General features: G+C 44.5%; 17 protein-coding genes and 1 pseudogene. 10 read left to right on the top strand and 8 right to left on the bottom strand.

The window, feature by feature from the left end; all coding sequences use genetic code 11:
- Nucleotides 1-148: IS1 family transposase (locus tag Xind_RS14515; protein WP_222941823.1), on the top strand; the 148-nt coding region annotated here is incomplete at its 5' end.
- Between the two features lie 154 nt (nt 149-302).
- Here Xind_RS14515 and Xind_RS14510 read toward each other — a convergent pair.
- A pseudogene (locus tag Xind_RS14510) lies at nt 303-776 on the bottom strand (MFS transporter); the annotation flags it as partial.
- Nucleotides 777-882: 106 nt separating this feature from the next.
- On the opposite strand from Xind_RS14510, the gene Xind_RS14505 reads away from it, so the two are divergent.
- Together Xind_RS14505 and Xind_RS14500 are read left to right on the top strand one after the other, a co-directional pair.
- On the top strand, nt 883-1,434 hold the full coding sequence (locus Xind_RS14505) for a TetR/AcrR family transcriptional regulator (protein ID WP_047683501.1): 552 nt from the start codon (nt 883-885) through the stop codon (nt 1,432-1,434).
- A 162-nt stretch (nt 1,435-1,596) separates the two neighbouring features.
- Nucleotides 1,597-2,934: an NCS2 family permease gene (locus Xind_RS14500; protein ID WP_047683498.1), complete on the top strand. Its 1,338-nt coding sequence runs from the start codon at nt 1,597-1,599 to the stop codon at nt 2,932-2,934.
- Between the two features lie 88 nt (nt 2,935-3,022).
- On the opposite strand, the gene Xind_RS14495 is transcribed toward Xind_RS14500, so the two are convergent.
- Nucleotides 3,023-4,498, bottom strand: coding sequence for a glycosyltransferase family 39 protein (locus Xind_RS14495; RefSeq protein ID WP_187650332.1), 1,476 nt, complete (start codon nt 4,496-4,498; stop codon nt 3,023-3,025).
- A gap of 148 nt (nt 4,499-4,646) precedes the next feature.
- Here Xind_RS14495 and yihI point away from each other — a divergent pair, with 148 nt between their 5' ends.
- Nucleotides 4,647-5,183, top strand: coding sequence for a Der GTPase-activating protein YihI (yihI, locus tag Xind_RS14490; protein ID WP_187650331.1), 537 nt, complete (start codon nt 4,647-4,649; stop codon nt 5,181-5,183).
- 192 nt (nt 5,184-5,375) lie between these two features.
- The gene (gene hemN / locus Xind_RS14485) at nt 5,376-6,749 is read left to right on the top strand and encodes an oxygen-independent coproporphyrinogen III oxidase (RefSeq protein ID WP_047683489.1); all 1,374 of its coding nucleotides are present in this window, start codon (nt 5,376-5,378) and stop codon (nt 6,747-6,749) included.
- A gap of 134 nt (nt 6,750-6,883) precedes the next feature.
- Here hemN and glnG read toward each other — a convergent pair whose 3' ends face one another.
- The 3 genes from glnG to glnA all read right to left on the bottom strand — a co-directional run bounded on the left by glnG (nt 6,884) and on the right by glnA (nt 10,952).
- Entirely contained in the window at nt 6,884-8,314 is a 1,431-nt protein-coding gene (gene glnG, locus Xind_RS14480) for a nitrogen regulation protein NR(I) (RefSeq protein ID WP_047683486.1), read from the bottom strand.
- An 8-nt stretch (nt 8,315-8,322) separates the two neighbouring features.
- Entirely contained in the window at nt 8,323-9,366 is a 1,044-nt protein-coding gene (glnL, locus tag Xind_RS14475) for a nitrogen regulation protein NR(II) (protein WP_187650330.1), read from the bottom strand.
- Between the two features lie 176 nt (nt 9,367-9,542).
- Nucleotides 9,543-10,952, bottom strand: a complete 1,410-nt coding sequence (glnA, locus tag Xind_RS14470) for a glutamate--ammonia ligase (RefSeq protein ID WP_047683482.1) — start codon at nt 10,950-10,952, stop codon at nt 9,543-9,545.
- A gap of 504 nt (nt 10,953-11,456) precedes the next feature.
- Here glnA and typA point away from each other — a divergent pair.
- From typA to fabY, 4 genes are all read left to right on the top strand, one after another.
- Nucleotides 11,457-13,280, top strand: a complete 1,824-nt coding sequence (gene typA / locus Xind_RS14465) for a ribosome-dependent GTPase TypA (RefSeq protein ID WP_187650329.1) — start codon at nt 11,457-11,459, stop codon at nt 13,278-13,280.
- Nucleotides 13,281-13,529: 249 nt separating this feature from the next.
- Nucleotides 13,530-14,147 (top strand): glucose-1-phosphatase, encoded by a 618-nt coding sequence (gene yihX, locus Xind_RS14460; protein ID WP_047683477.1) that lies wholly within the window; start codon nt 13,530-13,532, stop codon nt 14,145-14,147.
- 133 nt (nt 14,148-14,280) lie between these two features.
- Entirely contained in the window at nt 14,281-14,718 is a 438-nt protein-coding gene (gene dtd, locus Xind_RS14455; RefSeq protein ID WP_047683511.1) for a D-aminoacyl-tRNA deacylase, read from the top strand.
- Nucleotides 14,719-14,891: 173 nt separating this feature from the next.
- Complete coding sequence (gene fabY, locus Xind_RS14450; protein WP_187650337.1) at nt 14,892-15,809, top strand: fatty acid biosynthesis protein FabY; 918 nt, start codon at nt 14,892-14,894, stop codon at nt 15,807-15,809.
- 20 nt (nt 15,810-15,829) lie between these two features.
- Here the strand turns inward: fabY and Xind_RS14445 are convergent, their stop codons facing one another.
- Both Xind_RS14445 and Xind_RS14440 read right to left on the bottom strand, forming a co-directional pair.
- Nucleotides 15,830-17,665, bottom strand: coding sequence for an AsmA family protein (locus tag Xind_RS14445; RefSeq protein ID WP_047683471.1), 1,836 nt, complete (start codon nt 17,663-17,665; stop codon nt 15,830-15,832).
- A gap of 200 nt (nt 17,666-17,865) precedes the next feature.
- Entirely contained in the window at nt 17,866-19,257 is a 1,392-nt protein-coding gene (locus tag Xind_RS14440; RefSeq protein WP_187650328.1) for a nucleobase:cation symporter-2 family protein, read from the bottom strand.
- Nucleotides 19,258-19,498: 241 nt separating this feature from the next.
- Here Xind_RS14440 and gltS point away from each other — a divergent pair, with 241 nt between their 5' ends.
- Entirely contained in the window at nt 19,499-20,710 is a 1,212-nt protein-coding gene (gene gltS, locus Xind_RS14435) for a sodium/glutamate symporter (protein WP_047683466.1), read from the top strand.
- A 102-nt stretch (nt 20,711-20,812) separates the two neighbouring features.
- On the opposite strand, the gene recG is transcribed toward gltS, so the two are convergent.
- Nucleotides 20,813-22,894: an ATP-dependent DNA helicase RecG gene (gene recG / locus Xind_RS14430; protein WP_187650327.1), complete on the bottom strand. Its 2,082-nt coding sequence runs from the start codon at nt 22,892-22,894 to the stop codon at nt 20,813-20,815.
- Between the last annotated feature and the right edge of the window lie 2 nt (nt 22,895-22,896).

Here is a 22,896-nt window from a genome sequence, read left to right as displayed (position 1 = left end):
AACCTTCACTCAACGTATTGAGCGGGAGAATTTGACGTTGCACAACCGACTTAAGCGACTCAATAGTAAAACGTTGGGTTATTCTAAGTCACCGAAAATGCATGATAAAGTCATCGGGACTTTCATTGAACGTGAATACTATGTTTAACACAAATCAACGGATTGAATACGTGACCAGAAAAAATAGTCAATAGAAGAAAGTCATTCAATATTGAGATGCTTTTTAATGCCAAACTATTCGACTGAAAGAATCGAATAATTTGGCGGGTTCTAATAATAGTTAATCGTGTTGCCTTCTTGCATTCGAGCAGTATCCCACCGATAACGGGGCCAAGCGCCGCTCCACCCGAAGCAACCGCTGACCAGATGCCGATGGCAAGAGCACGTTCATTCGGATCTTCAAAAGCCTGACGGACTATTGCCAGCGTTGCGGGCATCATCATTGCTGCACCAATGGCAAGTACCACTCGTGCACTGATCAAAGTACCGGAATTGGGAGCAAATGCGGCGATAAGTGATGCTATGCAGAATACAACCAGCCCGGAAGTAAATAGTTTCTTGGCACCGAAACGGTCACTTAACGCTCCTGTACCGGGAAGCAGGCCAGCAATGGTCAATGAATAGGCGTTCATAATCCACAGTTTTTCGGTGGAAGAAGCGCGCAGGTCATGTGTCAGGCGAGGCAAGGCTGTATAGAGAACAGTCATGTCGATAACGATTAGAAAAAGTGCGCTGGAAATGACAGCCAGCACGAGCCAGCGAATATTCGATTTCATGCGAGAACTCATCAAAATGGTTGAGGGATACTGTGTCGTTCAAGTTTTGACGGTACAATATCCTACCATTATAAATACATACGTATTGAATGAAAAGGAGTCTTCCATGGGACGACGTAAAACAATTGACCGGGAAGTTTTGTTGGATGCAGCGGAACAAATTGTAACAACATATGGTGCTGCGGCTCTGACTATTGATGCAGTGGCAAAATCGGTGGGGATCACTAAGGGTGGGGTTCAGTACAGTTTCAGTACGAAGGACGCACTCATTGATGCGATGTTTGAACGTTGGGAACTGAGTTACCAAGAGCAGTTTTGCACAATAGCCGGGGAAGATCCTGATCCACTGACAGCAGTACGTGCGCATGTTGAGGCCAGCCAGCATTCTGATGATGTATCATCTGCGAAAGCGGCAGGTTTACTGGCTGCTTTACTTCAAACACCTGAACATCTTGAGTCAAGTCGTGCCTGGTATAGTCAGCGTATAGCTGGTCTGGAGACAACGACGGAAGAAGGGCGTCGGGCACGCTTAGCTTTTCTGGCCACAGAAGGGGCATTCGTCCTGCGTTTCTTTGGATTAATGGAGATTGGTAAGGATGAATGGGCCGATATTTTCACCGATATTCTTGACATGATGCCATGCAAAAATAACGAATAAAACAGAGCCAATTAATCAGGGACGTTAATAATAACTTTGTTATATAACTTATTGATTGTGTTTATCGCAATCGTTTTCTTTTTTGACCTTGGAGGATAACGATTTGTTCTGATTTCCGGTAGGATAGGGCGAAAACTTCATCTTTTAGGAAATAAAATATCAATGAGCACACCCCATTCTGGCTCTGTAAATCGTCAGGGCTTACTTCAGCGCGTGTTTAAATTAGAGGAACATGGCACGACAATCCGTACCGAAATGATCGCCGGGCTTACAACCTTTCTAACCATGGTTTATATCGTCTTTGTGAATCCACAAATTTTGTCTGTTACAGGAATGGATATCAAAGCCGTATTTGTTACTACCTGCCTCATCGCTGCACTTGGCAGTATTATGATGGGAATAACGGCAAACTTACCGGTTGCTGTTGCTCCCGCGATGGGGCTGAATGCTTTTTTTGCTTTCGTCGTAGTCGGTGCCATGGGTATTTCATGGCAGGTTGCAATGGGGGCGATTTTCTGGGGCGCAGTAGGGTTATTAATCCTGACTATTTTCCGCATTCGTTACTGGATGATAGCTAATATCCCCGTAAGTTTGCGCGTCGGTATTACCAGTGGTATCGGGCTTTTTATTGCCATGATGGGGCTGAAAAATGCCGGCATTATCGTACCGAATCCAGATACTATCGTCTCCATCGGCAATTTTGCTTCCCACAATGTACTGTTGGGTACATTGGGCTTTTTTATCATTGCGATCTTAGCAGCACGTAATTTTCATGCAGCAGTATTGCTGTCCATCGTAATAACGACGGGGATCGGGTTTATGATGGGGTATGTGGAATATCAGGGGGTTTTTGATCTGCCACCCAGTGTAATGAGTGTTGTTGGTAATGTTGATGTGAAAGGCGCTCTGGATATCGCGTTAGCCGGGGTTATTTTTTCTTTTATGCTGGTAAACCTGTTTGATTCGTCCGGTACGTTGATTGGTGTAACTGATAAAGCCGGTATTGCTGACAGTAATGGTAAATTCCCGCGGATGAATCAGGCACTGTATGTTGACAGCATTAGCTCAGTTGCTGGCTCTTATATCGGAACTTCTTCGGTAACCGCCTATATAGAGAGCTCTTCTGGCGTCTCTGTTGGTGGGCGTACCGGATTAACTGCCGTTGTTGTCGGTATTCTATTCCTGCTGGTGATGTTTATTTCTCCATTGGTTAGTATGGTTCCTGCTTATGCTACAGCAGGTGCGTTGGTTTATGTGGGGGTTCTGATGACATCCAGCTTGACACGGGTGAAATGGAATGATCTGACTGAATCCGTCCCGGCATTTATTACCGCTGTTATGATGCCATTCAGCTTTTCTATTACCGAAGGTATCGCATTAGGATTTATCGCCTATTGCACTATGAAACTGGGAACAGGGAAATGGCGTGAAATTGGCGCTTGCGTTATTGTCGTTACTTTACTGTTTATATTGAAAATGGTGTTTGTGGATGCCCATTAAACACGATGCTGGCTAACCTGAAGTTGTGTTGAGAAGAAAAAGCCTGACGGTATACTCACTTTCAGGCTTTTTTGTGGTCACTGGAAACTTATTGAGGGTATTGACTGTTTTTGGGCGCAACAAAGCCGATGCAGACGATCTCAGGTTCCGCACTTGGCTGAGCTTGAAACGTAAATTCTTCTTTGTGATTGATCGTTAATTCAGTCCAGGTTGTCAGTGTTTGTTGAAAGTTTTCCTGTGAGCAATTTGTTCCCCTTTTTCCTACCAGTAAAGCACCATATTTCACAATATCGCTCTGTTTAATATGGCGGTTGTATATATTGGGTGGTGCACCATTGTCTATTTCCCATGGTTGTATGGTTTGAGGACGATAGTGACTGTAAAACGTCAGCCATTGGTGCAGATATTCACCTCCAACGTAATGCAGTGGTGTTGGGTACAATTCATTCCAGTGCTGATCAAGTTGGCTGGTAAAGGTTTTTATCCCTTCAAATTTTTCGCCAGCGCCCCGGACATTGGCCAGCATGACACTGGCATAGCCGATAAGAACCAGCACACCAAGCAAGGCCAAACCTCGCAATATTCCCAGTAAAGATTTATGGGGTGGTACAGTTATCGAACCTACCAGTAGTGCAGGTGCAACCGCCATGAATGGCTGGAGCCATTCAGTCATCCGTCCACCCTGATTAAAAGAGAACCAGCCATAGATAATCAACAGGGGTAACAGAATAACGATATTAACCAGCTTGTTGGATTGTTGCTTTGGCCAGCCAATTTTTCCACCTGACAGATAAATAATCACTCCTACGATGATGAGAGGATAGAACACCGCAAGTACCGCGCGTGTAGTATGCAGATTAAATCTATGCTCGATTTGAGAGTCTACCCATTTAAATGCAGAAAAATCGTTATGTGCCAGCCACCAAGCATTGGGTAATATCAGTATAAGCCACAATGCAATGGCGAGATAAAAGAGAGGCTCCCGATAATGACGTCGTACCTTGGGAACGAACAGGGAGAGCAAAAAGATTGAACCAACGATCGCCAGTGAAGAATATTTGCCCATTGTAGCCAGCCCTGTTGCTAATGCGAATGCCAGCCACCATTTTGGATGGTCATCAATGGCTTTCAGGAAGAACAACAGTGACCACGGCCACAGCATCACCAACAGGTAATTATCGTTATAAGGAATAATATCGAAATTAATGATACCAGACAGATTGAGTGTTAGCATGGCAAGCCAGGCTAATTCAACTTTGCCTGTTAACCGGAAGGCCAGACGCCAGACGCCAAGCATACCTATGGCAATGGCAACAAAATGGGTGAAATACCAGTAAAAGCTGAGAGAGATATGACTAATATAGATCGCTGGTAACATCACAGTGCCTACCAGCCACGGATTTTTCGGGGATCCCCATTCGCCATTCATGCCCCAGTTTAAGGCTTCAACAGCATCATATGGAACAGTCGGATCCAGTGAATAACTTGCTACTGTCCATAAGACAGCATAACCAATGCACCAAAGATACAGAGGTATGCGATAAGAAGTATCGAAGAAACGCATAGAGAATTGATGCTCATAATACTTAAGTTAAGATAACCTGAAATATTAGTCGAACTCGAAAGAATAAGTAAATGACGTTGGATGTTATAAGTGGATTCTGTTAGATTCCGCCGAAAATATCTTGATAACACGAGTTGAGTCACAAGCTATGAGTCAATTAAAGAAAAAATCCCCTGTAAAAACGTCAGTGGGTAAGCAAAAAAGAAAAAGCCGTGAAGAGTTGAACGCTGAAGGACGTGAGCGTAAACGCCAGAAAAAACAGCGTGGTAATCAAGCCGGTAGCCGTCACCAGGATAACAGTAATCAAAAAAAACAGTCGGGAACAAAGCAGGAACGAGATCCTCGTATCGGCAGTAAAGCGTCGGTTCCTTTGATCATCGGCGAAAAAGCGGTAGTAAAAAAAACAATAGTAAAAAAACCAGTAGCAGAGAAGTTTAAGGCAACGTCAAAACCTCGTTTATCTCCGCAGGAAGAGCTGGAAATGCTGGAAAATGATGAGCGTCTGGATAGCTTGCTGGCACGCCTTGAGCAAGGTGAAAAACTTTCTCAGGAAGAGAATGACTATGTCGATAATATGCTTGATCGTATTGATACCCTGATGGAACAGTTGGGTATTGCGCTGGAAGATGATGGCAGTGAAGAAGAACAGCAGGACGATATCATGCAGTTGCTGAAAGGGAAGTAATTCCTGATAAGTCAGCAACTTATGAGAAATAAGTCGTTCTGGTTATAACTTGTTGTGATCATAAAGGCGGGGGCAGCCCGGAATATACTCAATGATAAAGTCTATAACCATAGTGTTTGCATGGTATTTGTTATAGTAATTGGGTAAACTACGGTGGCTATTTGATGGGCTAAAACAACGGAAGGAGTAAGCATGTCAGAGCAAGCCATTGTCTGGGATCTGCCTTTGATCCAAAAATATAATTATTCAGGGCCTCGCTATACTTCATACCCAACAGCATTGGAGTTTAACCAACAGTACGGTAATACCGCGTTTGCACAGGCCGCTGCGCGTTACCCTGATCGCTCTCTTTCCCTTTATGTCCATATCCCATTCTGTCACAAACTTTGTTATTTCTGTGGCTGCAATAAGCTGGTGACTCGTCAGAAACATAAAGCAGATGAGTATCTGCAAGTTTTGGAAAAGGAAATCACAGCGCGGGCAAAATTGTTTGCTCAGAGGAAAGTCAGCCAAATGCACTGGGGAGGAGGGACGCCAACTTATCTGAACAAGACACAGATCAGCCGATTGATGGCAATATTGCGTAGTCACTTCCACTTTCTGCCTGATGCAGAACTTTCCATTGAAATTGACCCACGTGAAATTGAACTGGATATCATTGACCATCTACGTCATGAAGGTTTTAACCGCCTGAGTATGGGGGTGCAAGATTTCAATAAGGAAGTTCAGCGTCTGGTTAATCGGGAACAGGATGAAGATTTTATTTTCGAATTGGTTAATCGTGCCCGTGAAACTGGCTTTACCTCCACCAGTATCGATTTAATTTATGGTTTGCCGAAACAGACTGCGGAAAGTTTCGCTTTCACTCTGCAACGAGTGTTGGCGTTATCTCCTGATCGTCTGAGTGTATTCAATTACGCTCACATGCCGAATTTGTTTGCAGCACAACGTAAAATTAAGGAGATTGATTTACCGAATGCAGCACAGAAACTGGATATTTTGCAGCAAACAATTACTACTCTGACAGGTAATGGCTATCAGTTTATTGGTATGGATCACTTTGCCCGTCCTGATGATGAACTGGCTATTGCTCAGCGGGAAGGGGGGCTACATCGCAATTTTCAGGGATATACCACACAAGGAGAGTGCGACTTACTGGGAATCGGTGTTTCTGCTATCAGTATGTTAGGTGACAGTTATGCACAGAACCAGAAAGAGCTGAAAACCTACTATGCAGCAGTAGAAACGCAGGAGCATGCGTTGTGGCGTGGTTTGAATCTGACGCTCGATGATTGTATCCGCCGTGATGTGATTAAGTCATTGATTTGTAATTTTAGGCTGAATTTTGCTGATATTGAACAGTGCTACGGAGTGAATTTTACGGATTATTTTGCTGAAGATCTGCAATTATTGGTGCCGCTGGCGGAAGATGGGCTGGTCAAGGTCACTGAAACTCAAATTCAGGTATCACCGCAAGGACGTTTGTTAATCCGAAATATCTGCATGTGTTTTGACCGCTATATGCGTAATCAGATGCGTCAGAGACAGTTTTCGCGGGTGATATGAATCAAGCTCAGAGTTGAGTATACGGTTTATACTACTGCCTGTAGCGCTGATATACCGCCAAGGTGCTAATTGGTCTCTCGACGGGGTTAATACCAACCTGACAGTCAGTTGGGATAGCAAAGCTATTTGTTAACTTATCCCAATCCCAGTTCCTTCAATTTCCGCGTTATTGTATTCCTTCCCCAGCCGAGTAAACGGGCGGCTTCCTGTTTATGTCCATTCGTATGTGTCAGAGCGCAGTTAAGTAAGGTACGTTCTAACCGCGGTAATATATCAGAAAGGAGATCAACCTGGCCTTCCTGTAAGGCTTTTTCTGCCCATATAGCCAATTGCTGTGACCAATCTCCTGAGGATGAAGGGAAGGAAGCAGGAGGATTATTTGTTTGCTTAGAGGACTGACTTTCAATTAAATCTGTCGGTAAATCCTGCACCAGAATTTCCTTACTGGCTGCCATCACGGTCAGCCAGCGACAGACGTTCTCTAACTGACGGACATTTCCAGACCATGACAGGTGCATCAGAGCGGTTTCGGTATCAGGATGTAGTGTTTTCGCTTCAACGCCTAGCTCTTTGGCTGTTTGTTGCAGAAAATGTTGGGCCAGACGAGGGATATCTTCTGCACGATCTCGCAAAGGTGGTAACTGTACGCGGATCACGTTCAGACGATGATAGAGATCTTCACGGAATTTACCCTCTTTAACCCGTTGCTCAAGGTTCTGGTGGGTTGCCGCAATAATTCGTACATCAACTTTTACTGGTGCATAGCCACCTACGCGATAGAATTGCCCTTCTGCCAGAACGCGCAAAAGACGCGTTTGGATATCTAGTGGCATATCGCCGATTTCATCCAAAAACAACGAGCCTCCATTAGCTTGCTCAAAACGCCCGTGGCGAACCTGATTAGCACCAGTGAAAGCGCCTTTTTCATGACCAAATAATTCTGACTCAATTAAATCTTTTGGGATTGCGGCCATATTCAAAGCAATAAAAGGGGCTGCGGCTCTTGGACTATGGCGGTGCAGGGCATGGGCAACCAATTCTTTCCCTGTGCCTGATTCACCATTGATTAAGACGCTAATGGAGGAGCGGGAAAGCCGTCCGATAATCCGGTATACCTCCTGCATGGCAGGAGCTTCTCCAATCATTTCAGAGACTGATGACGTTATCTTAGAATTACGGGATGAGTGTTGTTGTTCCCGGTAATGACTTAATGCACGTTCAACCAACGCGACAGTTTCATCAATATCGAATGGCTTCGGTAGATAATCGAATGCACCGTGTTGATAGGCACTGACGGCTGCATCCAAATCGGAATGGGCAGTCATAATGATGACCGGAAGTTGTGGATATTTCTGTTTGATTTGATTGAGTAAATTTAATCCATCCAGACCCGGCATACGGATGTCTGACAGCAAAACTTCGGGACAACCTTGTGATAGTGCTGCCAATACGGAATCTGCGTTTTCAAAACTCGTGCACTCCATACCTGCGCCGCTCAGTGCTCGTTCAAGTACCCAACGGATAGAGCTGTCGTCATCAACGATCCAGATTTTTCCTCGTTGCATGGTATCCCCTATTTCTTGATAGGCAGGTAAATGGAAAACTCCGTATGTCCCGGCCAACTGGTGAATTCGATTTTTCCAGAATGTTGATCAATAAGACTGCGGGCAATAGATAAACCTAGCCCGGTTCCTCCCTCATGCCCACTCACCATTGGGTAGAATAGCGTATCCTGAATACTGGGAGGAATACTTGGCCCATTGTCTTCAATATCAATTCTGGCAGCTAAGCGATAACGCTCACCATGTAAGGTGATTTGGAATGCTGTTCGGGTTCGTAAGGTGATTATGCCACCTTTACTGCCTAATGCCTGTAGAGCATTGCGGGTAATATTCAATAAAACCTGTTCAATCTGATCAGGGTAATGGGACAGCTCCGGCAGGCTAGGATCATAGTCCTTGATTAATGTGACATTGTCGGGCATTTCCAGTGATACCAGTTGATAAACCCGTTCTACTACATGGTGAATGCTCTGGCGGATCTGGGCTCCGGGATGTTGTGGCCCCAGTAATCGATCCACAAGGGTGCGAAGCCTGTCTGCCTGTTCGATAATGACTTGAGTATATTCTTGTAGGGAGGGATCTGGCAGTGTTTTTGCCAACAATTGTGCGGCTCCCCGTAAACCTCCCAGAGGGTTTTTGATCTCATGTGCCAGCCCCCGAACCAATTCCCGCGCAGCCGCCTGCTGTGCCTGTTGTATCTGCTCTTGGCTTAAACGACGCTGGCTATCCATAGGAGCGAGTTCCAGCAGAATAAACTGTTCGGAAATTGGTTGGGCACTGAGCGACATAACATGTGAGTGATTGTTGATCACTAATAAGACTTCGTTATCCGTAAAACCATGCCCACGTATCAGACTGGAACGCATAAATTCCGTATCTAATGAGATATAGCTGAACAATACCGGAAGAGGAGTGCCGAATAATTTATGTGTACTTTGTGCCAGAAGTTGCATGGCGGAATGATTGGCATAGTGGATAATGAAATCGTTATCCAGTACCAACACACTGTTTATCAGTGAATCAAGAATCTGTTCTGCTTTGGGAAAATCAGCCATTTCTATCCAACCTTTCAGCCTTTGCACTTTTTTGGTGCATTGTATCTTATTTGATCATGAATTGGTCACCCACTCTATTGAGAAGGAAGGTTCAGAGGGAAAAGAGCCCATCCGAAGATGGGCCAAAAGTTTCACGGCAACAAAATAAAAAAGAAAAAGGGTAATACTTTTAAGTACTACACACTGTAATACAGTTCAAACTCCAGAGGATGTGGAGTCATACGGACGCGTTCGATTTCACTGTTCAAGACACCAATGTAAGCATCAATTGCATCATCAGTGAAAACACCACCGCGGGTTAGGAATTCGCGATCTGTATCCAGTGCAGCCAGTGCTTCTTCCAGAGAAGAGGCTACAGTTGGGATCTCTTGGGCTTCTTCGGCTGGCAGGTCATACAGGTTTTTATCCATCGCATCGCCCGGATGTATTTTATTGATGATACCATCAAGGCCAGCCATAAGCAGAGCAGAGAAGGCCAGATAAGGATTGGCGGCCGGATCTGGAAAACGTACTTCAATACGACGGGCTTTACTGCTGGCTACAACCGGAATACGGATAGACGCAGAGCGGTTGCGGGCAGAATATGCCAGCATCACGGGAGCCTCAAAACCAGGTACTAAACGTTTATACGAGTTAGTGGTTGGATTAGTAAAGGCATTCAGGGCACGGGCATGTTTGATGATGCCGCCGATATAGTAAAGAGCCAGTTCAGATAACCCACCATATTTGTCGCCGGCGAACAGGTTGACACCGCCTTTAGCCAATGACATGTGACAATGCATTCCTGAGCCGTTATCTCCGACCAGCGGTTTTGGCATAAATGTCGCTGTCTTGCCGAAAGCGTGGGCGACATTATGTACCACATACTTATAAATTTGGGTTTCATCCGCTTTTTTGGTCATGGTGTTGAAACGAGTTGCGACTTCGTTCTGACCCGCCGTTGCCACTTCGTGGTGGTGGGCTTCCACAACCAAACCCATTTCCTCCATAGTCAGGCACATTGCTGAACGCAGATCCTGAGAAGAGTCCACCGGAGGCACAGGGAAATAGCCACCTTTAACTCCTGGGCGATGGCCTTTGTTACCGCCTTCATAGCGAGTGCCGCTATTCCAGGCCGCTTCGGTATCATCGATATGATAATAAGAACCTGAAATAGAACTGCCGAAACGGATATCATCAAACAGGAAGAATTCTGGTTCTGGTCCAAACAAAACAGTATCTGCAATATCACTTGCACGCAGGAAATCTTCTGCACGTTTTGCAATAGAGCGAGGGTCACGACCATAACCTTGCATTGTGCCAGGTTCCAGGATATCGCAACGTATAATGAGCGTGGCATCGTCAAAGAAAGGATCAAGCATTGCGGTAGATGGATCTGGCATGAGTACCATGTCGGATTCATTGATACCTTTCCAACCTTTGATAGATGAACCGTCGAACATTTTTCCATCTTCGAAGAAATCTTCATCAATCTGGTGGGCAGGAATAGTGATGTGCTGTTCTTTACCTTTAGTGTCAGTAAAACGTAAGTCAATAAACTTCACCTGATGTTCTTCAATCATGGACAAAACATGTTCAACGGACATATGAGTTCTCCTGGTTTACGTAGGCTGGATAAGGCGCTGACTGCCTTATCTTAAGTGGCTGATAGCGTCTTTGTATACAGCCAATTTTTATTGCAATTTTCAATGCCAGAGTACAATGCGAAAAGTGTGCCAACTTTTAAAAACCATTGAATCTGAATGTGTATATTTATAAACAGGTATAAAACTCAGCAAATGGATAAAAGCACACAGGGATAGTTAAGTATATTTGCACCAAATAGGTGAATAAAAAAGATGGTATGCACCATTTTGGTGAAAATAAATAAGGTTTAGCTGTTACAGATACTGTTATTATCACTTGAAGTTATGACACGTTTATATTCAGAAAATAGATAAACTTCAAAAGTGATGCACTTCACATTTATTTCACTCTGTAGCTATAACGTGTAAAATAGCACCATATTTGTGTTAAATGAGAGTAGCGTTGCGACCTGCCACGCTGTCTGTATTTAATATTTCTTCAAATAGCTAAAACGGTAAAAATACTTGTCAATTAATAACTTAAGAAATATTGCCATTATCGCTCACGTTGACCATGGCAAAACTACGCTGGTTGATAAACTCCTACAGCAATCCGGTACATTTGATGAGCGTACAGCGGCAACCGAGCGCGTGATGGATTCTAATGATCTGGAAAAAGAACGTGGTATCACCATTCTTGCAAAAAACACGGCTATTAAATGGAATGACTACCGTATCAATATCGTAGATACCCCAGGCCACGCCGACTTCGGTGGTGAAGTAGAGCGCGTGATGTCAATGGTTGACAGTGTTTTACTGCTGGTAGATGCGATGGATGGCCCGATGCCGCAGACTCGCTTTGTAACTCAGAAAGCCTTCGCCCACGGTTTGAAGCCAATCGTAGTTATCAACAAAGTTGATCGTCCTGGTGCTCGCCCTGATTGGGTAGTCGATCAGGTATTCGACTTGTTCGTAAACCTGGGTGCAACCGATGAACAGTTGGATTTCCCTATTGTTTACGCATCTGCACTGATGGGGATTGCGGGTAACGACCATACAGATATGGCAGAGGATATGACCCCGCTGTATCAGGCAATCGTTGAGCATGTTGAGCCGCCTAAAGTTGACCTTGATGGCCCATTCCAGATGCAGATTTCTCAATTGGATTACAACAACTACGTTGGGGTTATCGGTATTGGTCGTATCAAGCGCGGAACAGTAAGACCAAACCAGAACATCACTATTATTGATAGTGAAGGTAAGGCGCGCAATGGTAAAGTGGGTAAAGTTTTCAGTCACCTGGGATTAGATCGCATCGAATCTGACAAAGCGGAAGCAGGTGATATCATTGCGATTACTGGTCTGGGTGAACTGAACATCTCTGATACGCTGTGTGAGATTAATGCGGTTGAAGCTTTGCCGGCTTTGGCAGTTGATGAGCCTACCGTTAGCATGTTTTTCTGTGTTAATACCTCACCTTTCTGTGGACGTGAAGGTAAGTATGTGACCTCGCGCCAAATTCTAGATCGTTTGAAAAAAGAGCTGGTCCATAACGTCGCACTGCGCGTTGAAGAAACTGAAGATCCAGACGCTTTCCGTGTATCTGGTCGTGGTGAACTACATCTCTCCGTCCTGATTGAGAATATGCGTCGTGAAGGTTTCGAATTGGCGGTTTCTCGTCCAAAGGTTATTTTCCGTGAAATTGATGGTCGTAAGCAGGAACCTTTCGAGCAGGTAACACTGGATATCGAAGAGCAGCATCAGGGTGATGTGATGCAGGCGCTTGGTGAACGTAAAGGTGAAATGCGTGATATGTTGCCGGATGGAAAAGGTCGCGTGCGTTTGGATTACGTGATCCCAAGCCGTGGTTTGATCGGTTTCCGTACTGAATTTATGACCATGACTTCCGGTACGGGTCTGCTGTACGCAACCTTCAGCCACTATGATGATATCCGTCCCGGTGAAATTGGTCGTCGCCAGAATGGGGTACTGATTTCCAATGGTCAGGGTAAAGCCGTTGCTTATGCTCTGTATGGCTTGCAGGAGCGTGGTAAGTTGTTCCTTGGTCATGGTACAGAAGTTTATGAAGGCCAGATCATTGGTATCCATTCCCGCTCCAATGACCTGACCGTAAACTGCCTGACAGGTAAAAAACTGACTAACGTTCGTGCTTCTGGTACAGATGAAGCGACAACGCTGACTCCACACATCAAGAAAACATTGGAGCAAGCGCTGGAGTTCATTGATGATGACGAACTGGTTGAAGTTACACCGCAATCAATTCGTCTGCGTAAACGTCATCTGACTGAAAATGATCGTCGTCGCGCAAGCCGTAGTAAAGAAGTTTAATTTCTTTTGAATAGCTTAGGGTGCTTCGGCACCCTGAGTTTTATCAGCGCTCTTCTGAGCCTGACCAAACTCTTCTCCCTGTTCGCTTACCTGCATTAGACTGCTAGTATTACGATTTAGTTAAATTGTTAACTGTTTCAATGACAATTGCTCAATAGCGTAATTTGTCTGTTCTTTGTCGTCTTACCCTTTTTTCTTGATTAAATTATGATAAAAGTACAAAACCATAAGCACCAGTCAGGAGGGATTATGCTGTACATTTTCGATATGGGTAATGTGATTATTGATATTGATTTTAAAAGAGTACTGGCTGTCTGGAGTAACTTAAGTGGTACACCACTGGCAACGTTGACGACCAAATTTACAATCGGAGAGGCATTTGAAAAGCATGAATGCGGGCAAATCACGGATACAGAATTTGTTGAAGCGTTGTGTGATGAAATGGAAATCTCACTCAGCTTTGAGCAATTCTCTGAAGGTTGGAACGCGATTTTCATTGGCGTCAGGCAGGAAGTCATTGAGTTAATGAATAAACTGAGGGAGCAGGGGCATAGAGTTGTTGTATTATCCAACACAAACCATTTACATCTCCAGTACTGGCCACAACACTACCCTGAAATCACTGCATCGGCAGATTTTCTTTATCTGTCCCAAGACTTGGGAATGCGTAAACCGAATCAGGATATTTTTAAATATGTGCTTGAAAAAGAAGGTGTAGCTGCTGAGCAGGCTGTTTTTTTTGATGATGTTTTGGAACATATTGATGCAGCAAAAAAATTAGGTATCAATGCCATTCATGTGACTGACAGGAAAGTCATTCCTGATTATTTTAAAACACATGACTTCTCACTTCCCAAAGCAACATAGTATCTTTCACATAACCGTTCTCATGTAACTGTTTCACATAACAGTTAACAGGTTCTAAATGGGATGGCATCTTGGCAAGCAAGGTTCTATCCCTACAGGTTACTCTATCTTTTATGGATCACTCACAAGAAAAATGATTGCATTAATTCAACGTGTAACACAGGCAGAAGTTGTTGTTGAGGGCAAAACTGTTGGGGAAATTGAGCAGGGGCTGTTGGTTTTTCTGGGGGTTGAAAAAGAAGATGATCAACAAAAAGCTCAGCGTCTGTGTGACAAAGTAATGGGATATCGCGTGTTCAGCGATGAGTATGGGAAAATGAACCTGAATGTCCAGCAAGCTAATGGGAGCTTATTGGTTATTTCCCAATTTACCTTGGCTGCTGATACTCAAAAAGGTTTAAGGCCGAGTTTTTCTGGTGGCGCTGAACCTCAAAAAGCTAACCAACTTTATCGCTATTTTGTTGAACAGTGCCGTGCAACTGGTATAAAAACAGAAATGGGGCAATTTGCTGCGGACATGAAAGTGAGTCTGACAAATGACGGGCCTGTGACTTTCTGGTTGCAAGTATGATGTTTACCTAATGGATTTCAGGATGCAGTAAACAAAGCTGCAATTTGAAAGACACCGGGTATAAGTGCGTACTTTATTCGGGAGCGATGAACATAACAAAATAAGATAACCATCGTTTGCTGTATGCATTTCCTTGACTACACATGACAACACGCAAAGAAGGGGCTGTTTCTATGTATCACCTCAGAGTACCTCAAACCGAACAAGAGCTGGAAACTTATTACCAATTTCGTTGGGAGATGCTGCGTAAGCCACTTCATCAACCGATTGGCTCAGAAAGAGATGCTTATGATTCGATGGCTCATCATCAAATGGTGGTGGATGAAATAGGCAAACCAGTTGCTGTTGGGCGTTTATATATCAATGCAGATAGTGAAGGTGCCATCCGTTTTCTGGCTGTTGACCCTAATGAACAGCAGAAAGGGTTAGGCACACTGATTGCAATGGCATTGGAATCTGTTGCCAGACAAGAAGGTGTAAAGCGGATTGTTTGCAGTGCGCGTGAGGATGCTGTTGATTTCTTTAGTAAGTTGGGTTTTCAAAACCGGGGCCTTATTAATGGTGCTCAGTCGTCTCCTATTAATCACTTCTTGATGATTAAGCCGATTATGAGTCTTGATGATATTTTACACCGCCCGGACTGGTGTGCGGAATTGCAACAGGCGTGGTACAAGCACATTCCCTTGAGTGAAAAAATGGGGCTGCGTATTACTCAATACACAGGGCAACGTTTTATTACCACAATGCCGGAAGCAGGTAACCAGAACCCTCACCATACTATTTTTGCCGGTAGCTTGTTTTCTCAATCGACATTAACAGCGTGGGGATTGATCTGGCTGTTATTGCAGGAGCGCCAATTGGGAGGAGATATCATTCTGGTTGATGCAAATATTCGTTACCATAAACCAATCACTGGCCGACCTAGTGCTGTCGCTGACCTCAACAATATGAGCGGTGATTTAGCCCGACTTGCACGTGGCAATAAAGCGCGTGTTAAGCTGGAAGTACAAGTAAGCGGTGAACTGGGTGTGGGTAGTGTGTTCACCGGTACTTATATTGTATTGCCTGCTGAACGGACTTCTACAACCTGAATCTGCTATAACCTGGACTGCTATAACCGAATAGTAGTACAGGTTTTAGCTTTTTCTGTTTCTGTGGTAGAACTGTTTGCGCTGTCTTTTTGTAATTGTTCTGTTTTTTGTGATTGCTCTGTATGAGATTGCCCTGCTTCGTTAGATTGGTCTGCGTGAGATTGTCCAGCAGGGCAGTTATCGGTTGAAATTATCCCTTGTTTAATCGATTGTGACTCTTTATTGGATGACCTGCCTTCAGCAGCTAATGTGCCACTAATGGTATCTTTAATATTGTCAGTTGAGAGATCACCAGTGATAGCCAGTGAAAAATTGCCATCGCCATGTACATTGAGCGGTATCCAACCCCATTGTGGCAGAATAGCCAAGTCTACATTCATTCCCTTGAAGTTGAGCTGAAAAGGTTTTTGAGAAGCTGACTGTTCAACCGTACCGTTAAATTGTAGTACTCCATCACCCGTGAAGGCATTTATTTTATCAACCACGACTCTGTCATCTGTAGCATGTAATTGCAGGTAGGGACGAGCGATTTCTACTTTATTGAATGTTCCGCTGGCTGCTTGTAACGATGCTTGCCCACTCCATAGTCCCCAATGACCCTTTTTCAGGATATCCATAGCATCGATATAGCCTGATAGTGTGGTGAGCTGAAATGGAAAATCAGGATTCGCATCAATCAGGAGTGTATTGTTAATACTGACATTGTTTAATTTTAGTGCTGAAATCCATTCTGGTGCGGGGTTTTTGATATAGCCATGCCACTCTGCTGGCAGGAAGTATATCAAGCCTGTCACTGAACTGTCGTTGAGGGTTAACTGGCGGCTCTGGCGATCCCATTGAGCTTTAACATTGAATAAACCTTTCTGGTAATGAGTTGTCAGATTGGCGATGGTAAAAATATCACCGGAAAAGCGTAACTTACCCAATACATCCCGGAACTGAGCATCATTGAAGGTCATATTCATGGCATTAAAATCAATCAAGCCATCTTCAGCCTGCCAACGCCCATTAACTAACCCCAGTCCCTTGATGGTTGTATCAAGATAATCGACAGACCAATCTTTCCCTTGTAGTTTGGCGTTAGTGAGATTGAGATCTTTAATGCGGATGGTCGGGAGTTTATGCATTTTTTCTACAAGAGCAGCCAGTGCCATTGGGGACTGCCAGCGTATATCATTGATCAGGATATTATCCCAGTTCCAACTGCCATCAGGTAATTGTTGTCCGTTTCCAGAGATGAAACCTTTCAGAAACTCTGAACCAAAGGAGCTGATGGTCAGACTGTTATTCTGGTAATTCCCCTGCATGACGACCTTATTAAACGGGAGCCCATTGATACTGATTGTACTGGCACTGAACTGGTACTGCCCCGAACCAAAAGGAGAGTTGGTATCAGGTGTCCAGGGGGTGATGCCGCCGATAATATTTTTCCCCTGAATTTGCGAATGAGGGGTTGTTAACTGAATATCTATCTGATTCAGTTGTAAAATATCGGCTTTCAAAACCGGAGGAAACTGATTGTCTGACAGTACTAACTTACCTTGTTGTAATGTCAGCTTATGGAGATCTGTGAATTTGGGCAGGAATTGCCATTTGAGATCCAGATCGACCGTATTAGCATTGAGCGAGAAAGACCCCTGTTTATCGCTGATACTCACATTATTGAGCATTAGGGTCATAGGCCGGAGCCAACTGTGGTCGATATTTTCAATATTGACCTGATAATGGCCTTGCTTGTTGATCCACTGGCTTATTTTTTTTGCTCCCCAGTGTGTCTGGGCAACAAAATAAATAATGATAATTGCCAGAATCAGTAATAACAGTAGAGTAGCAACGCATTTCCCTAACCACTTCATGATCTCACCTCAATACGCTCGTCCTGAAAATAATCTCTTTTATGCCGTAAAACGGATCGCTACTCAATAGTCAACACTGAAAAAGCACGCATTCCGGCAGGCTGACAAGAAAATTGCGAAGAATATTGCAAAAAAATATGCGAAGAATTACACCAAAAAACTCCCGCTATATAAGCGGGAGAAGAAGAGCCAGGCGAAAATTACGACGATTTTTCTTGAGGAAAAATCAGATTTAGGAGAATGGCTGTGAGCCCGCCAGCGGCAATGCCAGAAGAAAGCAGGTTTCTTACCCATTCAGGTGCATATTGTAAGATCAACGGTTGTTGAGAAACACCCAACCCCACAGCCAGTGACAAAGCGATGATCATAATGGCACGTCGATTTAAAGGTTCACGGGAAACAATTCTGATACCAGATGCGGCAATCGTACCGAACATCACAATAGTCGCGCCACCTAATACGGGTTCAGGAATATGCTGTACAAAACTTGCTACTGCCGGGAACAACCCTAATAGAATCAGCATGGAAGCAATAATGTAACCGACATAGCGGCTGGCAACACCTGTCAGTTGGATTACTCCATTATTCTGACCAAAGCAGGAATTCGGGAATGTATTAAATACAGCAGAAACCATCGAATTGAGACCATTTGCCAATACACCCCCCTTAATGCGCCTCATGTACAACGGGCCGCTGACAGGTTGCTCAGAAACATCTGACGTTGCTGTAATATCACCAATTGTCTCCAGTGACGTCACCATAAAAATCAGGACAAGCGGGATCAACAAATTCCAGTCAAAAGAGAGTCCGTAATACAGCGGAGAAGGAATAGTGATAATGGGTTTGTCTTCTGTTGTGGTTGAATGGGGTAGCATCTCCATATACCAAGCGACTAAATACCCTACTGTCATGGCAATAACCAGAGATGCAATCCGTAAATAGGGATTATGTTGGCGATTCAGCAGCACGATAATGGCAAGAACCGTGCCCGCCAGTAAAAGATTTTCGGGGGCACCAAACGTACCTTGCTGAATAGCGGTATAACCGCCGCCGATAGAAGTTAACCCAACCTGAATCAGTGACAGACCAATAATCATCACAACAATGCCGGAAACTAGAGGTGTGATGATTTTTCTGGCCAGATGCAGTATGCGGGAAAGAAATATCTCAGTGGTTGCGGCAAGCATCAACGTCCCAAACAAGGCAGCCATCATTGTTGGAATATCGGCACCTCCATTTTTCAGGGCCAGGCCACCAATGATAAGAGGAGTTACAAAATTAAAACTGGTTCCTTGAATGGAAAGCAAACCTGAGCCGATTGGCCCCCAGGAACGGATTTGGATAAGTGAAGCTAACCCTGAAGCAAACAAAGACATGCTGATAATGCGTTGTGTATCTTGTTCGGGAAGCCCAAGAGCCTGACAGATCAATATCGCTGGTGTGATGACAGCGACAAACATTGCCAGCAGATGCTGACAGGCGGCAAACAGAGCATGTGGAAGAGGCGGCTTGTCTTCCAGACGGTAAATTAATTCGCTACCCGATTTTTCGGGGATTTCTGATACTGAGTGTTTGTGGGTTGAGGTGGCCATGGTGTGGAGTTTCGAGTCAACAAAAAACACATTTTATTGATCTGACTTATAAAAGCAATCGTTTGCGTGAAGTTTTACCTATGGGTTATAACTTTATTTCGTCACATTTTTAAATGTTTTATCTTGTGTTTATCAGTAAATTTTTTTCTAATCCAACCCTTACCTGCTCTTGGCGTTTTTATAGGATGATTATAACGTCGCATTAAATTCACATAATTTTAACAATAGATGGGGTACATAAATGTATCATTTGGATATTTATGGCACGCTCGTTGCGGCCACACTTGTTTTGCTATTGGGAAGAAAACTCGTACAGTCAATTTCATTTTTTGAGAAGTATACGATCCCAGAGCCAGTCGCAGGTGGCTTGCTGGTTGCTTTTGTTCTGCTGATAGTTAAACAGTCCACGGGTTGGGAAGTCGGCTTTGATTTATCCCTCAAAGATCCTCTTATGTTAGCATTCTTTGCTACTGTAGGCTTAAACGCTAACCTTGCCAGCCTGAAAGCAGGTGGAAAATCCTTGGCAATCTTTGTCGTCGTTGTTGTGGGCTTACTGTTGGTGCAAAACACAGTGGGGATTGCATTGGCGAAAATACTTGGGCTTGATCCATTGATGGGGCTGTTGGCTGGTTCAATCACCCTTTCAGGAGGACACGGAACGGGTGCTGCTTGGGGTAAGGTATTTACTGAACGTTATGGTTTTGAGAATGCCACTGAAGTCGCAATGGCATGTGCAACATTTGGTTTAATACTGGGAGGCCTGATTGGTGGCCCTGTTGCCCGTCTGTTGGTAAGAAATAACAAAACACCTGGCCTGGAAGCTGAAGATACTGAAGTTCCGACTGCATTTGAAAAACCCTATACTGGCCGTTTAATTACACCATTAGTGATGCTCGAAACCATCGCTTTAATATCTATCTGTTTGTTAGCGGGTAGCTATCTTGAAAAGGTTCTGGAAGGTACGCTCTTTTTGCCAACTTTTGTGTGTGTTCTGTTTACCGGGGTAATACTCAGTAATGGCTTGTCCTTGCTTGGTTTTTATCGGGTATTCGACCGGGCTGTGTCAGTGCTAGGTAACGTTAGTTTGTCTCTCTTCCTGGCAATGGCATTGATGAGTCTTAAATTGTGGCAACTGGCGTCCCTTGCGCTGCCGATGTTGGTAATCCTTGCTATACAAACAGTGGTTATGGCTCTGTACGCTATTTTCGTCACTTACCGAGTGATGGGTAAAAATTATGATGCGGCAATATTGTCAGCCGGTCACTGTGGTTTTGGTTTGGGTGCTACACCAACGGCGATTGCAAATATGCAGGCGATTACTGACCGCTTCGGACCATCACATGTGGCGTTTTTGCTCGTACCGATGGTAGGTGCGTTCTTTATTGATATCGTTAACTCAGCCGTTATCAAGATTTATCTGTTATTACCGGTATTCCCATCTGTAGCAGGCTAACTTAACTCACCTTTGCTTTTGCCTGATATCTTGGCTAAAAATGCCGCTGAAATTATCAGCGGCATTTTTTTTAAATATCTTATAAGTATGATAGCTCATTGATTAAGCATGACTGTATTGCGAACGGTCGGATAGCCAGCGTTCAATCAGTGCTTTGGCATGTTCAGGATAGTGTTGATGGATATAGTGGGAAATACGTTGCACTTCGGGGAGCATTCCCTGATCCCTTAATAAATCGGCAATCCTAAATTCGACGTTACCAGTCTGACGCGTACCAAGCAGTTCACCTGGTCCTCGAATTTCCAGATCTCTTTGGGCAATGACAAAACCATCATTACTATCCCGTAGGACTTGCAGACGTATTTTGGCTGTGTGGGTCAGCGGTGTTTTATAGAGCAGGACACAGTGGGAAGCTACAGCTCCACGCCCGACACGGCCACGGAGTTGGTGTAACTGAGCCAACCCTAATCGTTCAGGATTGTCGATAATCATCAGACTGGCGTTAGGAACATCCACACCGACTTCAATCACCGTGGTGGCAACCAATAACTGTAATTCACCTCGCTTGAAAGCCTCCATAATGGATTGCTTTTCCGCCGGTTTCATCCGCCCATGCACGAGGCCGGTTTTCAGCTCAGGTAGCGCCAGGGCCAATTCTTCACTGGTAACTTGAGCAGCTTGTGCTTCCAGAACTTCGGAGTCTTCAATCAGGGTACATACCCAATAAGCCTGACGTCCTTCATCTAAACAAGCACTTTTAATACGCTGAATAATTTCATTCCGACGAGTATCAGGGATAGCGACAGTTGTTACAGGTGTTCGTCCTGGGGGAAGTTCATCAATAATGGAAGTATCTAAATCGGCATAAGCGGTCATTGCCAATGTTCGTGGAATAGGTGTTGCGGTCATGATCAGTTGATGAGGATGAAACCCCTGTTCACGTCCTTTTTCCCAAAGAGCCAGACGTTGATGAACACCGAATCGGTGTTGTTCATCAATAATGACCAATGCCAGCCCGGCAAATTTAACTTGCTCCTGAAACATTGCGTGAGTACCGACGACCATACTGACCTGACCACTGGCAATGGCTTCTTGTTGCGCTTGGCGCGCCTTGCCTTTTTGCTTACCCGCAAGCCATCCTACCTGAATACCAAGTGGTTCAAACCACTGGCGAAACGTGTTGGCATGTTGCTCCGCAAGAAGTTCGGTCGGAGCCATTAAGGCAACCTGCTTACCGTGTACAATCGCCCGTATTGCAGCGAAAGCTGCCACCAGCGTTTTGCCGGAACCGACATCACCTTGTATCAGCCGCATCATCGGGACATTTTTTTCCAGATCATGCTCTATTTCCCTTACTACACGTTCCTGCGCACATGTTGGCGAAAAAGGGAGTTGATCCAGTAATTGCTGTTTTAACGAATTATCTGCTGTGAGCGGTTGGGCATGGAAACGTTGAGCTCCGGCTCTGACCGCCAGCATACTTAAATGATGAGCCAGCAGCTCTTCCAGAATTAATCGGCGTTGTGCTGGATGTTTACCATTTTCCAAATCCGCCAGAGAAATATCTGGGGGTGGACGGTGCAGAGTACGCAGAGCATTGGGAAGGCTGATAATGTGCTGACTAAACTGATCTGGCAATAATTCATTAATTGCGCAAGTATCAAGTAATTCCAGAGCTTGTTCGATTAACTTGCGTAGTGTGGTTTGGCGCACACCCTCTGTCGTGGGATAGACAGGTGTTAATGTATTTTGCAATTGAATACGTTCAGCGTGTTGCTGGATTTTGTATTCTGGATGGATAATTTCGGTGCCTTGGGCGCCGCGGCGGATTTCCCCATAAGCAATGATATGCTTGCCTTCCGCCAGACTATTCTTCATGGCAGCAGTGAAATTGAAAAAACGCAGAGTTAATATGCCTGTTCCGTCGCTGATTTGACAGGTCATTATGCGCCGCCGCCCAAAAGTCACATTGGTACGCAATATTTCACCCATCACTGTAGCATAAATACCGGGTAATACATCGTTAATAGCATATAGGCGGGTTTGATCTTCATAACGGAGAGGTAAATGCAACAATAAATCCTGTAGATTGACCAATCCCAACTTGGCAAGTTTAGTCACCTGATTGGTTCCAACACCATGTAAAGTGGTTAATGGGATGGCATCAAGTAATCGGCCTTTCATAC

This window comes from Xenorhabdus indica (genome assembly GCF_014467235.1).
Lineage (GTDB): Bacteria > Pseudomonadota > Gammaproteobacteria > Enterobacterales > Enterobacteriaceae > Xenorhabdus > Xenorhabdus indica.
Note: the sequence above shows the minus strand (reverse complement) of the source record. Positions and strands in the feature narration are given on the sequence as shown.